At 71.8% G+C, this 13,870-nt stretch carries 12 protein-coding genes; 6 read left to right on the top strand and 6 right to left on the bottom strand.

The window, feature by feature from the left end; translation table 11 throughout:
* Positions 1-59: 59 nt before the first annotated feature.
* Positions 60-974, bottom strand: coding sequence for an alpha/beta hydrolase family protein (locus BLW47_RS01045; protein WP_245736254.1), 915 nt, complete (start codon positions 972-974; stop codon positions 60-62).
* A gap of 216 nt (positions 975-1,190) precedes the next feature.
* On the opposite strand from BLW47_RS01045, the gene BLW47_RS24990 reads away from it, so the two are divergent.
* Positions 1,191-1,358 (top strand): hypothetical protein, encoded by a 168-nt coding sequence (locus tag BLW47_RS24990; RefSeq protein ID WP_175543458.1) that lies wholly within the window; start codon positions 1,191-1,193, stop codon positions 1,356-1,358.
* A 91-nt stretch (positions 1,359-1,449) separates the two neighbouring features.
* Here BLW47_RS24990 and BLW47_RS24985 read toward each other — a convergent pair whose 3' ends face one another.
* The 5 genes from BLW47_RS24985 to BLW47_RS01020 all read right to left on the bottom strand — a co-directional run bounded on the left by BLW47_RS24985 (position 1,450) and on the right by BLW47_RS01020 (position 8,330).
* Positions 1,450-1,626, bottom strand: a complete 177-nt coding sequence (locus tag BLW47_RS24985) for a DUF6104 family protein (RefSeq protein ID WP_091550229.1) — start codon at positions 1,624-1,626, stop codon at positions 1,450-1,452.
* Positions 1,627-1,810: 184 nt separating this feature from the next.
* Complete coding sequence (locus BLW47_RS01035; protein ID WP_091550227.1) at positions 1,811-5,551, bottom strand: multifunctional oxoglutarate decarboxylase/oxoglutarate dehydrogenase thiamine pyrophosphate-binding subunit/dihydrolipoyllysine-residue succinyltransferase subunit; 3,741 nt, start codon at positions 5,549-5,551, stop codon at positions 1,811-1,813.
* Positions 5,552-5,795: 244 nt separating this feature from the next.
* Positions 5,796-6,629 (bottom strand): ABC transporter permease, encoded by an 834-nt coding sequence (locus tag BLW47_RS01030; protein ID WP_091550224.1) that lies wholly within the window; start codon positions 6,627-6,629, stop codon positions 5,796-5,798.
* Positions 6,626-7,537, bottom strand: a complete 912-nt coding sequence (locus tag BLW47_RS01025) for an ABC transporter ATP-binding protein (RefSeq protein WP_091550221.1) — start codon at positions 7,535-7,537, stop codon at positions 6,626-6,628. The genes BLW47_RS01030 and BLW47_RS01025 overlap by 4 nt, the downstream gene beginning before the upstream one ends.
* A 115-nt stretch (positions 7,538-7,652) precedes the next feature.
* Positions 7,653-8,330 carry a hypothetical protein gene (locus BLW47_RS01020; protein ID WP_091550218.1) on the bottom strand — a complete coding sequence of 226 codons (678 nt, stop codon included), beginning with the start codon at positions 8,328-8,330 and terminating at the stop codon, positions 7,653-7,655.
* A gap of 253 nt (positions 8,331-8,583) precedes the next feature.
* Between BLW47_RS01020 and BLW47_RS01015 the strand changes: the two genes are divergently transcribed.
* The 5 genes from BLW47_RS01015 to BLW47_RS00995 all read left to right on the top strand — a co-directional run bounded on the left by BLW47_RS01015 (position 8,584) and on the right by BLW47_RS00995 (position 13,837).
* Complete coding sequence (locus BLW47_RS01015; protein WP_091550216.1) at positions 8,584-9,210, top strand: PadR family transcriptional regulator; 627 nt, start codon at positions 8,584-8,586, stop codon at positions 9,208-9,210.
* A 78-nt stretch (positions 9,211-9,288) separates the two neighbouring features.
* On the top strand, positions 9,289-9,990 hold the full coding sequence (locus BLW47_RS01010) for a response regulator transcription factor (protein ID WP_091550214.1): 702 nt from the start codon (positions 9,289-9,291) through the stop codon (positions 9,988-9,990).
* Positions 9,987-11,543 (top strand): sensor histidine kinase, encoded by a 1,557-nt coding sequence (locus BLW47_RS01005; protein ID WP_245736252.1) that lies wholly within the window; start codon positions 9,987-9,989, stop codon positions 11,541-11,543. The genes BLW47_RS01010 and BLW47_RS01005 overlap by 4 nt, the downstream gene beginning before the upstream one ends.
* Positions 11,544-11,606: 63 nt before the next feature.
* The gene (locus tag BLW47_RS01000) at positions 11,607-13,229 is read left to right on the top strand and encodes a trypsin-like peptidase domain-containing protein (protein ID WP_091552306.1); all 1,623 of its coding nucleotides are present in this window, start codon (positions 11,607-11,609) and stop codon (positions 13,227-13,229) included.
* Between the two features lie 155 nt (positions 13,230-13,384).
* Complete coding sequence (locus tag BLW47_RS00995) at positions 13,385-13,837, top strand: SRPBCC family protein (RefSeq protein ID WP_091552303.1); 453 nt, start codon at positions 13,385-13,387, stop codon at positions 13,835-13,837.
* Positions 13,838-13,870 lie beyond the last annotated feature (33 nt).

Below are 13,870 nucleotides of genomic sequence, written 5' to 3'. Positions count from 1 at the left end.
CGCGAACCGGCGGGGACGCGGCGCTGCGCGAGCGGCGGCGGAAGCCCCTCCAGCGGCGGTCAGATCCGACCCGTCCATTGCGTGACGCCGCCGCGGCGCGCATCGGCCGGGATGCGCCGCCGCGCCTGCGGGTCGCCGTAGAGCGCCCAGCGCAGGAAGTCCGTCGCGGTCCCCATGAACTGGTCGAACCCGGGGTGCCCCGGACCCATGTACTCGCCGTGACGCTGCCCGGTCACCGTGAGGAACGCCTTCGGCCACGGCACCCGGTCGTACGCCGACCGCCCGGTCGACGGGAGCACGGTGGGGTCCGCGCCGCCGTGCACGAACAGCATGGCGGCCGGCGGTCCGCCGAACGTGTCCCGCATGCCGCCGGCGATCACGATGCCGCCGCGGAGCCGGGCGTCGTGCCCGGGGGTGAACAGGCCGGCGGTGGTGAAGCCGCCCGCGGAGTGACCGGCCGCGCCGAGGCGGGTGGTGTCGAGGTGTCCCGCGAACGGGTCACCGGCGACGCGGTCGAGGCGGCTGACCTGTGTCAGCACGTGCCAGCCGTCGGCGGGCTGGTTGCGTACGTCGGCGCGGTCGAAGCGGGCGGTCCGGAGATTCGTGTACGGGTAGGCCGGGGCGACCACGACGAACCCGGCGGCCGCCCACCGCGTGGTGATCGCGGCGTGGTGGGCGGGCATGCTGTGCAGGCCGTGGCTGTAGAGCACGATCGGGAAGCGGCCGTCGGCCAGTGCCGCGTCTCGGCGCGGCGCGGCGCCGACGGCGCCGGACGCGGCCGGGTACCAGGCGATCGTGGGGAGTGGGCGCGCGATGCCGCGACCGAAGGTGAGCGTCCGGACGCCGACCGGGTACGGCTGGTGCGGCGCGGCCGCGGGTCCGGGCGTCGGTGCGGCGATCGCCTGCCCGCAGGCGGCGAGCGCGACCGGCATGAGCAGCGCGAGGAACGCCGTGACCAGCCGATTCACCTGCACACGATCGACAGTAGACGGATTGCGTCCGTCGTAGACCCGCCTTCCGGTCCGGGTATGACGCCCGGCCGGTTCGTGTTATCGCCGCTCGGACCGCCGCGCCGCGACAAAGGAGGCGACGTGCAGCGAAATGGATGATTTACCGGAAATGCCCCTGATTGAGCGGTGTCGCGTGCGCGGGGCGGTGCCGGGGAGCCGTCGTTCGCTAGGGTCTCCGGCATGTCTGACGAGTATGTGGACCCGAGCGGCAGCACCGAGGCGTTCCGTGCGTTCCAGGCGGCGGAGCCGGCGGCCACCCAAGCGCCGCCCCGACTGCCGTTGATCATCGGCGCCGCGGTCGTCGCGGTCGCCGTGATCGCGCTGGCCGGCTGGCTCGCGCTGGCCTGACCGCCTCCATGATCCCAACGATCTTGGGCCTATGGCGAAGAATTGTCCGAACTGCGGCGCCATAAGTCCAAGATCGTCGGGACGAATCCGGTTACTCGTCCTCGTCGTCGAGCCGCGCCAACCAGGTGGCGAAGCGCTCGATCGGCGTCTCGAACTCGGGGTTGAGGTCGAGGAAGTCGCGGAGCCGCTCCGCGAGCCATTCGACGGAGACCGTCTCCTCGCCCCGCCGCTCGACCAGCTCCTCGATCCCGCGGTCGGTGAAGTACATCAGATCGCTCCAGTGTGCGCGCCGATCAAGACTTACCCGCCGAACAACCGGCCCGGCACACCGAACCGCGTGCAGAAATCCGTGCTCGACGGGGCGCGGGGCCCGAGGGTCGGCGACGCACGGGCCGGACCCGCGGGCCGGACCCTCGGGGTCCGCGCCGCGGACCCCGAGGGCTGGGGATGGGTCAGGGCCGGGGCAGGGCCGCCTCGATCAGCGCGGCCTGCTCGGCGTCGTGCAGCTTCGTCGACCCGACCGCCGGGGCGGCCGCCGCGGGGCGCGAGATGCGGCGCAGCCGCACGCCCTCCAGGTGCTCCAGCAGGTTGAGCGCGACGAACGACCACGCACCCTGGTTGGCCGGCTCCTCCTGCACCCAGGCGAAGTCCTCCGCGTTCGGGTACTCGGCCAGCGCCGCGCGCAGCTCCTCGACGGGCAGCGGGTAGAGCTGCTCCATCCGCACGATGGCGGTGTCGGTGATCTCCCGCTCGGCCCGCGCCTGCACCAGGTCGTAGTAGACCTTGCCGGTGCAGAGCAGCACCCGCTTCACCGACTCCGGTCGCGGCCCGGAGGTGTCCCGCAGCACCGGCTGGAACGTGCCGGTCGTGAACTCCTGCACGTCCGAGACGCAGAGCTTGTGCCGCAGCAGCGACTTGGGCGTGAAGACCACCAGCGGCTTGCGCTTGGGCGACAGCGCCTGGCGACGCAGCAAATGGAAGTAGCTCGCCGGGGTGCTCGGGATGGCCACCCGCATGTTGTCCTCGGCGCAGAGCTGCAGGTAGCGCTCGGGCCGACCCGACGTGTGGTCGGGGCCCTGGCCCTCGTGGCCGTGCGGCAGCAGCAGCGTCAGCGCCGACCGCTGGCCCCACTTGACCTCACCCGAGGAGATGAACTCGTCCACCACCGACTGCGCGCCGTTGGCGAAGTCACCGAACTGCGCCTCCCACAGCACCAGCGCCTCGGGGTTCTCCACCGAGTAGCCGTACTCGAAGCCCATCGCGGCGTACTCGCTGAGCAGCGAGTCGTGCACGAAGAACCGCGCGGGGTGCTGGGCCACCGACGACGCCGGCAGATAGTCCTGGCCGGTCTGCGCGTCGACGACCGAGGCGTGCCGCTGCACGAACGTGCCCCGGCGCGAGTCCTGACCGGCGAGGCGGACGGTGACGCCGTCGGCGAGCAGCGTGCCGAAGGCGAGGATCTCCCCGAAGCCCCAGTCGATGTTGCCCTCGGTCGCCATCTTCGCGCGCCGGTCCAGCAGCTGCTGGATCCGCTTGTGCGGGGTGAAGCCCTCGGGCAGCGTCACGTGGGCCTCGCCGATCGCCCGGACCACGGCCGGGTCCACCGCCGTCTCGACGGCCGGCTCCGGCTCGGGCTGCCGGTTGCGCGTCGGCCGTGCGCCGGTCGACACCGCGTCGCGGGTCGCCTTGAAGACCTGCTCCAGCTTCGCCTGGTAGTCCCGCAGCAGCTCCTCGGCGTCTTCGACCGTGATGTCGCCGCGGCCGATCAGCTCCTCGGTGTAGAGCTTCCGCACGCTGCGCTTCTGGTCGATGATCGCGTACATCAGCGGGTTGGTCATCGACGGGTCGTCGCCCTCGTTGTGCCCGCGACGGCGGTAGCAGACCAGGTCGATCACGACGTCCTTGTTGAACGTCTGGCGGTATTCGAACGCCAGCCGCGCGACCCGGACGACGGCCTCGGGGTCGTCGCCGTTGACGTGGAAGATCGGCGCCTGGATCATCCGCGCGACGTCGGTGGAGTAGAGCGACGAGCGGCTGTACTCCGGCGCGGTGGTGAAGCCGACCTGGTTGTTGACCACCACGTGCACGGAACCGCCGGTGCGGTACCCGCGCAGCTGGGAGAGGTTGAGCGTCTCGGCGACCACGCCCTGGCCGGCGAACGCGGCGTCGCCGTGGACCAGCAGCGGCAGGACCGTGTAGCCCTCCAGCTTGAGGTCGATCCGGTCCTGCTTGGCCCGGACGATGCCCTCCAGCACCGGGTCGACCGCCTCCAGGTGCGAGGGGTTGGCGGTGACCGACACGGTGATCGCGTGCTCGCCGTCCGGCGTGGCGAACTTGCCGGTCTGGCCGAGGTGGTACTTCACGTCGCCCGAGCCCTGGGTGGACTTCGGGTCGAGGTGCCCCTCGAACTCCGAGAAGATCTTCTCGTACGGCTTGCCGACGATGTTGGCGAGCACGTTCAGCCGGCCGCGGTGCGCCATGCCGATGACGACCTCGTCGAGGTTGGCCTCGGCGGACGCCTGGAGCACCTCGTCGAGCAGCGGAATCAGCGACTCGCCGCCCTCGAGCGAGAAGCGCTTCTGGCCGACGTACTTGGTCTGCAGGAAGGTCTCGAACGCCTCCGCCGCGTTCAGCCGGTTGAGGATGTGCTTCTGCTCATCGGCCGACGGCTTGGTGTACTTCTTCTCGACCCGCTCCTGGATCCAGCGGCGCTCCTCCGGGTCCTGGATGTGCATGTACTCCACGCCGACGCGGCGGCAGTAGGAGTCGCGCAGCACGCCCAGCACCTGGCGCAGTTTCATCTTCTGCTGCCCGGCGAAGCCGCCCACCGGGAAGACCCGGTCGAGGTCCCACAGGGTCAGCCCGTGCTGGAGCACGTCGAGGTCGGGGTGCTTGCGGATCGTGAACTCGAGCGGGTCGGTGTCGGCCATCAGGTGGCCGCGCACCCGGTAGGCGTGGATCAGCTCGTGCACCCGGGCGGTCTTGTTGATCTGGCCCTCGGAGGTGACGGCCACGTCCCGCATCCAGCGCACCGGCTCGTACGGGATCCGCAGCGCGGTGAAGATCTCGTCGTAGAAGCCGTGCTCGCCGAGGACCAGCTCGTGCATCACCTTGAGGAACTCGCCGGACTGCGCGCCCTGGATGATGCGGTGGTCGTACGTGCTGGTCAGCGTGATGACCTTGCTGACCGCGAGTTCCGCGAGGGTCTCCTCGGACATGCCCTGGTACGGCGCCGGGTACTCCATCGCGCCCACACCGATGATCGTGCCCTGGCCGACCATCAGGCGCGGCTGCGAGTGCACGGTGCCGATGCCGCCGGGATTGGTCAGCGAGATCGTGGTGCCGGCGTAGTCCTCCATGGTCAGCTCGCCGCGGCGGGCCCGCCGGACCACGTCCTCGTACGCCTGCCAGAACTGCCGGAAGTCCATCTCCTCGCACGCCTTGATCGACGGCACCACGAGGTTGCGCGAGCCGTCCGGCTTGGCCAGGTCGATGGCGATGCCGAGGTTGACGTGCTCCGGGCGGACCATGGTCGGCTTGCCGTCCACCTCGGCGAACGAGTTGTTCATCTCCGGGTGCGCGGCGAGCGCCTTGACCATCGCGTAGCCGAGCAGGTGGGTGAAGCTGACCTTGCCGCCGCGGCCGCGGGCCAGGTGGTTGTTGATCACGATGCGGTTGTCGACGAGCAGCTTCGCCGGCACCGCGCGCACGCTGGTCGCGGTCGGCACCGACAGCGAGGCGTCCATGTTCTGGACGATCTTCGCCGCGACGCCGCGGAGGGGGGTGGTCTGGGCGCCGGTCGGGGCCTTCGCCGCGGGGGCGGCCTTCGCGGCGGGCTTCGCCGGGGCGGCCTTGCTCACCGGCGGGGTGGGTGCGGCCGGGGTGGCGGGCGCCGGAGCCGGGGCGGGCTGGGCCTTCCCGGTGCGCTCGGCCGCCCGCGGCTCGGCCGACGACGGCGCCGCGGGCGCGCTCGTGCCGGCCCGCGCGGCGCCGGCCGCGCCGGCCGACGCGGCGGCCTCGGTCGGCGTCGCGCCCTGGCCCGACTCACGCCGGTAGTCGGCGAAGAAGTCGTGCCACGCCGGGTCGACGCTCGACGGATCGGCGAGGTAACGCTGATACATCTCCTCGACGATCCACTCGTTGGGACCGAAACCCGCCAGCGGGTTGTCCTGCGAAGTCTGCTGGGTCGACACGGCCGGTAATCGCCTCTTTCACGCGGGATGGTTCACGCTGGTGCCGCCACACGGGCGTCAAGTGTGAGGACCCATCAAGGCTACGCCGTACGCGATCGGTGAGCGTTGTCGCCTGCGCCTCGTGTCGCGTCTCACAACCGTAACTGTGTTCCGATCGGTCCGCGCGGCACCACGGACCACCTATGTCACGCGGGGCCGGCCGCGGCGGGCGTGCGGAGCGTGACGCGCCGCACGCCCGCGGCGTTCAGCCGATGTCTCGGCGGCGCACGATGAGCGTCCCGATCGTGCCGGTGACGACGGCGTAGCCGATCAGCACGGCCGCGCCGACCCACTGTGGCGGACTGCCGGGGAGCTCGGTCCCGGTGATCATGAGTTGCGACGCGATCGACGGGACGATCACCTGCAGCTCGGAGATCCACTCTGCGTCCAGCCATACCCGCAGGAGCGTGAAGATGATGCTCGCGGCGGTCGTGCCGAGCAGGTACAGCACCACGGCGGTGATGGTCGCGCCGATCTGGCTGCGGATGAGCACGCCGAACCCGACGCCGAAGATGCCCCAGAGCACATAGGCGAGCAGGTTGAGCAGCAGCGCGCGGGTGATCTCCCAGTCGCCGAAGTGGTTGTCGAAGTCCTTCACCGCGAAGAAGATCATCGTCGACGGGATGGTGAGCGCCGTGGTGACCAGCCAGAAGACGGCCCCGAACAGCGCCGCCGTCACCAGCTTGGCCAGCACGACCGCGGTGCGGCGGGGCGTCGCGAGGAAGGTCGTCGTCGCGGTCTGGTGATAGAACTCGTTGGTCACGACGACGATGCCGAGCAGCATGACGAAGAGCAGCCCGAAGAACTGGCCCGACGTGTAGAGGTTGGCCGCCTGGAAGACGACGTCCGCCTGCGCCCGGACCTGCTCGGCCTGCTCCGGCGACATCGCCGGGACGTCCTCCGGGTTGTTCAGCAGCTGGATCGCGTTCACCGCGTTGACCAGGAACGCGAGCGCCAGCATGACCAGCGCGCCGAGACCGAACAGCCACCAGGCGTTCGTCGTACGAATCTTGAGCAGTTCTGCGCGTACCAGCCTCATCGGATGCCCGCCTTCCCCGCGGTCAGGTCCAGGAACACCCGCTCCAGGTCGGGCCGCTCGGTGGTGAGCTCGTGCAGCTCGACGCCGGCGGTGAGCGCCGCCCGGCCGACGGTCGGGGCGTCCACCCCGGTGACCAGCAGCGCTCCGTCCCCGCCCGGCGTGACGGTGGCCTGCTGCGCGGCGAGCACCCCGGTGAGCGCCTCCGCCTGCGGGGTGCGCACGCGCACCTGGGTGTTGCCGGACATCGACCCCATCACCTCGTCGACCGGCCCCTGCGTGATCAGCTGGCCGGCGGCGATGATCACCAGATCGTCGGCGAGGAGCTGCATCTCCGAGAGCAGGTGGCTGGAGACGAGCACGGTGCGGCCCTGCGCCGCGAGCGACTTGAGGAAGTCACGCATCCACCGGATGCCCTCCGGGTCCAGCCCGTTGGCCGGCTCGTCCAGGATCAGCACCTTCGGGTCGCCGAGCATCGCGGTCGCGATGCCGAGCCGCTGCCGCATCCCGAGCGAGTACCCCTTGAATTTCCGCTTCGCGGCCGGCGTCAGCCCCACCATCGCCAGCACCTCGTCCGCGCGCTGCCGCGGCAGCCCGGCGCCGGCGGCGACCACCCGCAGGTGGTTCAGGCCGGTACGCCCCTTGTGCGCGCTCGACGCCTCCAGCACCGCCCCCACGTGGCGCAGCGGCTCGGCGAGGTCGGCGTAGCGCTGCCCCCCGATGGTGGCGGCGCCCGCCGTCGGAGTGACCAGGTTGAGGATCATGCGAAGCGTCGTCGTCTTGCCGGCGCCGTTCGGGCCGAGGAAGCCGGTCACCCGACCGGGCTCCACGGTGAACGACAGGTTGTCGACCGCTCTGACGTTGCGGTAATGCTTCGTCAGCCCGGAGACGACGATCTGTCCGTCGGACATCTCTCTCCTCCCGTGACGGTGCCCACCGGGCACCGCGGGTCAGCGTCCCGGCTCGGCGCGTCGAGGTCAATCCACAGCCAGAGCTAGGCGTGTCTCCTCCGTGGGCACGACCGGGTCATCCCCGAGGCGGAGGCGGCAGCGCGACCCAGGTCGCGCGGGCGTGCCCGAGCAACTCGCCGTCGGGTCCGTACAGCGTGGAGTGGACGAGCGCCCTGCGCCCCTGCGTCGCCACGGCCGCGCCCAGCACCACGCAGCGGCTACCGGCGGCCGGCACCGCGCGGACCACCGCGGCCATCCGGCCCAGCACGTAGGGCCGGCCCGGCCCGATGACCGCCCACCCGCCCGGGCAGTCCAGCGCCGCCCAGACCGTCTCGGCGCCCGCCCCGGTCGGCGTCACGAACGGCGCCGCGGTGCGCCCGTCCGGCAGCGCACCGGGGAAGATCCGCAGGCCGTCGTCACGCGCCGGCCCGCAGACGTAGCAGGTCGGGAAGGGGTGGTCGGTGAAGCCCGGGTACGCCGCGGAGGCCTCGGCCGCCACCTCGTACGCCACCGGCGGGACGACCGCGTCGAAGGGCTCCACGTGCGCGGCCTCGGCGACCAGCCCGCCATCGCGATCGTGGACCGCGATCCCGTCCCCGTCCCGGACGACGACGAGCTCCCGGTCGAGCGGCGGCGGCGTCCGCAGCGTCACCTGGACCGGAGCGTCGCCGTCGAGCTGGGCGGCGATGCGGCCGGCGGAGTAGCCGCCGTTGCCCGAGCCGGGCGGTCCGTTGAAACGTCCGGGAATGATCACTGTCCGCCTTTCCGCTCGGAGGGGTCGGCACACGATCCCACATCGGCCGGCGACCACTTGTTATGTCGCGATGTATCGCGTTACCTTTCTTGCGGCAGGCACCGCACCGTCCGGCCGCGCTGGCGCATACGCTCACCGCGGCTTTCGATCAAGGAGGCGCCATGGGCACGTGGACGGTCGACGGTCCGCAGCGGCTCACCTTTGATGGGTTCGCCGGCCGGCCGGTTGCCGACGATCTCGACGAGGAGTCGCGGTGACCGCCGTTTTCAGCCACGGCCGCCTGCGGCTGTACCTGCTCAACCTGCTCGAGGGCGGCCCGAAGCACGGCTACGAGCTGATCCGGTTGCTGGAGGACCGCTTCCTGGGTCTCTACGCGCCCAGCGCCGGCACCATCTATCCGCGGCTGCAGCGGATGGAGGCCGAGGGGCTGGTGACGCACACCGCCGCGGGCGGCCGGAAGGTCTACGAGATCACCGACGCCGGCCGGGCGGAGCTGCGGCAGCGGGCGGGGGAGTTGGCCGCCCTGGAGTCGGACATCCGGGCCTCGGTGGAGGATCTGGCCGCGCTCGCGGGGGAGATCCAGAACGAGGTACGTGGCTCGGTGCGGGACCTCAAGCGTGAGCTGCGCGAGGCCGCCCGCGAGACGCGGCGCGGACGCCCGGCGTCGCCGCGGACGCGACCCGGGGAGCTTTACGCGGAGCCGGGGCGGCCGGGCCCGGACCCGACGGACCCGGCCGAGGAGCTGGACCGCGAGATCACGGCGTTCGTCGGGGAACTGCGCGCGCTGATCCGGCACGCGCACCTCACCGAGACCCACGTACGGGTGATCACGAGCGCGCTGCGGAGCACGATCGCCGGCCTCCGGCGGCTGGTCCGCTGACGACGAACGGCCCGCCTCTCAGCCAGTCTTCAGCTTTCCCACAGTCAGAGCCCAGTCGATCGGTTGAAAATGGGCGGTATGGCCGCACCGCAGACCGAAGCACGACTGCTCGTCGTCGAGGACGATCCCAACATCCTCGAGCTGCTCTCCGCCAGCCTGCGGTTCGCCGGCTTCGACGTGACGACCGCGACCAGCGGCAGCGCCGCGGTCAGCGCCGCCAAGGAACGCCGCCCGGACCTCGTCGTCCTCGACGTCATGCTGCCCGACCTCGACGGCTTCGAGGTGCTCCGGATGATGCGCGAGGGGGGCGCCCGTACCCCGGTGGTGTTCCTGACCGCACGGGACGCGACCGATGACAAGATCCGCGGCCTGACGCTCGGCGGCGACGACTACGTCACCAAGCCGTTCAGCCTGGAGGAGCTCACCGCCCGGATCCGCGCCGTGCTGCGGCGGACCACCGCCGGCGAGCCGGCCACCTCCCGGCTCACCTTCGCGGACCTGGAGCTCGACGAGGAGACCCACGAGGTCTACCGGGGCGGCCAGCGGGTGCAGTTGTCGCCGACGGAGTTCAAGCTGCTGCGCTACCTGATGCTCAACGCCAACCGGGTTCTCTCCAAGGCGCAGATCCTGGACCACGTCTGGAACTACGACTTCCGCGGTGACGACAACATCGTCGAGTCGTACATCTCGTACCTGCGTCGCAAGATCGATAAGAGCGATCCGCGGCTGATCCACACCCTGCGCGGCGTCGGATACGTCCTGCGCAAACCCGCGGCGTGAACGGCCCCGCCCTGGTCAAGGAGCGGCTGCGGAGCGTTCCGCTGCGCGTCAAGCTCGTCGCCTCGGTGCTCGTGCTGATGGCGGCCGGCCTGGTCGTGATCAGCGCCGGCAGCGCGCTGGCGTTGCGCAGCTATCTCATCGGCCAGATCGACGCCGACCTCAAGGCCTCGGCCAACACCCTGCGGGACGAGCTGTTGAGGCTGAGGCCGGGTGTGACGGAATTCGGGCTCCCCTCCAACTACGTGGTCGTCTTCATCTCCGACGAGGGCACCCAACTGGGGCCGTACTACGACGACAACCGGGTCGCCGTCACCGATCTGCCGCTCCTGCCGACGGATCCGGGCGAGTTCGATCGGCACCAGGGAGAGTTCGTCACCCAGCGGGCGCGCGACGGCGCGCTGCGCTGGCGGATGTACTACACGAGACTGCCCGGCGGACACATCGGCGTGGGGCAGAGCCTGCGGGACGTCGACCGGGCGGTCGGTCAGTTGGTCTGGATCGACGTGCTCGTCGGCGGAATCGTGCTGGTCGTGGTGGCGTCGCTCGGCGCCGCGATCGTCCGGACCAGCCTCAAACCGCTGGTCGAGATCGAACAGACCGCGGGGGCGATCGCGGCCGGCGACCTGAGCCGCCGGGTGCCCGATCCCGAGCCCGGTCAGGTGTATCCACAGACCGAGCTGGGCCGGCTGTCCCGCGCGCTCAACGCGATGCTCGCGCAGATCGAGGCCGCGTTCACCGCCCGGGCCGCATCCGAGAGCGCGTCCCGCACCGCCGAGGCCGCGGCGCGGGACGCGGCGATCGCCGCGCAGTCCTCCGAGGCGCGGGCGCGCCGGTCGGAGGAGCGGATGCGGCAGTTCGTGGCCGACGCGTCGCACGAGCTGCGTACCCCGCTGACCACGATCCGGGGCTTCGCCGAGCTGTACCGGCAGGGAGCCGCCGGGTCGCCGGAGGACGTCGCCCGGTTGATGCGGCGGATCGAGGACGAGGCGGCCCGGATGGGGCTGCTCGTCGAGGACCTGCTGCTGCTGGCGCGGCTGGACCGGGAACGACCGCTCGCGCTCGCCCCGGTCGAGTTGCCGGTGCTGGCCAGCGACGCCGTCCACGCCGCGCGCGCGGTCGCGCCGGACCGGACGATCCGGCTGGAGGTGGCCCCGGAAGCCGGGCCGCTCGTGGTCCTCGCCGACGACGGCCGGCTGCGGCAGGTGATCGGCAACCTGATGACCAACGCGATCACGCACACCCCGCCCGAGGCCTCCGTCACCATGCGCCTGCGCACCGGACCGGGCGACATCGCGGTGATCGAGGTGAGCGACACGGGGCAGGGGCTCACGCCGGAGCAGGCGGAGCGGGTGTTCCAGCGCTTCTACCGGGCGGATGCGGCCCGTACCCGCCGCGGCGGCGCGACCAGCACCGGGCTCGGGCTCGCGATCGTCGCCGCGATCGTCGCCGCGCACCGCGGCACCGTCGAGGTCGAGAGCGAGCCGGGGCACGGTACGACGTTCCGGGTGAAGCTGCCGCTGGCGCCGGGTAGCGTCGACATCGACCAGTCCTGATTCTCAGAAAACTTCCAGCCGAATCCAAGGTGCGTCTTAGCGCCACGGGGCAAGGTGGACACCATGACCGAGCACGAGACGAACCCGCAGCCGCGGCCGGCGAACCCCGGTGACGCCGAGCCGTCGCAGCCCACCGCCGAATTTCCCCGCGTCGAGCGGGAGCAGTCCGGCTCGCACGCCGAGACGACCGCGCAGTTCGGTGCGGTTCCCGGCCAGCCGTCCGGGGCCGCCACGCCGGGCCAGCCGCCCGCCGCGCCGCTCGGACCGGACGCGCCGGTCGGGTCGACCGACCCGCAGCCGCCGGTGGCGCACACCGCCCCGCAGCCGCCGGTCGGGTCGACCGCCCCGCAGCCGCCCGTCGGACCCGCGCCGCAGCCGGGCGCCCCCGTCTCGGCCAGCCCGTGGCAGAGCCACCAGCCGCCCAGCCACCAGCCGCCCAGCCACCAGCCGTACCCGGGCCAGCCGTACCCCGGCCAGCCCTACCGTCCCGCCGGCTGGGGCGGCTACCCGGCCGGCGCGCCGCACGGCACGCCCGGACAGCCGCAGCCGCCGTACCCCGGTGGCGACGCATCGCAGCTGCCGCCGTGGGCGCAGCAGGTCAGCCCGGGTGCGCCCCGTTCCGGCTCCGGCCGGGTGGCCAAGTTCGTCGCGGCCGGCGCGGCCGCCCTGGCCCTGATGGTCGGCTCCGGCATCGCCGGTGGTGCGTTGGCGCTCGCCCTCAACGACGAGATGACCGCTCCGGCCAGCGACACCCGCTCCGCGGCCTCCGCCCCGGTGATCAACCGCTCGTCGCTCGCCGAGATCGCTTCGAAGGTCCAGAACAGCGTGGTCTCGATCTCGACCGGCAGCGGCGAAGGCTCCGGCGTGATCCTCTCTACCGACGGCTACGTCCTGACCAACAACCACGTGGTCGAAAGCGCGTCGGGCAACACCGTCAGCGTGGTCTTCGCCAACGGCAAGACCGCGTCGGCGCGGATCATCGGCACGGATCCCAAGACCGACCTCGCCGTGATCAGGGTGCAGGGGGTGTCGGACCTGGTGCCGGCGACGTTCGGTGACAGCAGCGCGATGCGGGTCGGCGACACGGTCCTGGCGCTCGGCAGCCCGCTGGGGCTGCAGGGATCGGTGACCGCGGGCATCATCAGCGCGGAGAACCGCACCATCCAGGCCGGCGGCCAGCAGGAGAGCCCGTTCTCGCCCGGCTCCGCGCGTACCTCGATGTCGGGCCTGCTCCAGACCGACGCCCCGATCAACCCGGGCAACTCCGGTGGCGCGCTGGTCAACACGAAGGGCGAGGTGATCGGCATCAACACCGCGATCGCCACCTCCGGACAGGGCCAGGGGAACATCGGCGTCGGCTTCGCGATCCCGAGCAACAAGGCCAAGGCCGTCGCGGACGCGCTGCGCAAGGGCGAGAAGGTCAGCCACCCGTTCCTCGGGGTGAGCGTCACCCGCGGCCCCAACGGCGGCGCGGTGGTCAGCTCGGTCACCCCGGACAGCCCGGCCGACAAGGCGGGCCTGCAGAAGGGCGACGTGATCACGCGCTTCGGCGACAAGCCGGTCAACGACTCCGACGGTCTCGTCTCGGCGGTGCAGTCCGGCAAGGTGGGCGACCGCGTGCCGGTGACGTACACCCGCAACGGTGCCGAGCGGACGGCAACCGTGACGCTCGCCGAAGCGTCCTAATAGAGGTACGGCTGCGGCGGGATAGCGGTACGGACGCGGCAGCGGCGGGATAGCGGTAACGAAAGACCTCGTCTCCCTCCCCACAGCGGCGGGCGGCGTGACCAAGGGGGTTGGTCGCGCCGCCCGCCGCTCCTTTTCGGACTACCGTGCGCGCCATGCGCATCGAGACTTTCACCGACAGCTTCCCGGTTGCCGCGCCGCCCGAATCGGTCCACGCGCACCTCGCCGAGCCGACCAACCACATCGGACTCTCGCCGCTGATCGTCGCTGTCCGCGACATACGCCGGGAGAGCCGGGAGGTGCTGCGGTACGTCGCGGTGGAGCGGTTCCGCCTCCTCGGCCCGTTGCGGTACGACAACCGGCTGCGCGTGACGCAGACCGACACCGTGCCCGGTCGTCAGCTCGTGATGGAGGTGCGCAGCTCCGCCCGGGTCCGGGTCCGGTTCGTCTTCGACGTCGCGCCCGCGCCGGCCGGCTCGGTCGTCACCGTCACCGCCACCCTGCGGATGCCGACCCTGCTGCGCGGGTACGTGCTCCGTACCGCGCGCCGTGTGCAGGCGTTCCGGGCGCGGGCGCTGGCGGAGCGGATGGCCGGTGCCGTCGACTGACCGCCGGCCCCGCCGCCCCGCCCCGCCGGCCCC

Origin of the sequence: Micromonospora pattaloongensis, from assembly GCF_900107255.1 — a bacterium.
Taxonomy (GTDB): domain Bacteria; phylum Actinomycetota; class Actinomycetes; order Mycobacteriales; family Micromonosporaceae; genus Micromonospora_I; species Micromonospora_I pattaloongensis.
This window is presented reverse-complemented; position numbering and strand designations above follow the sequence as displayed.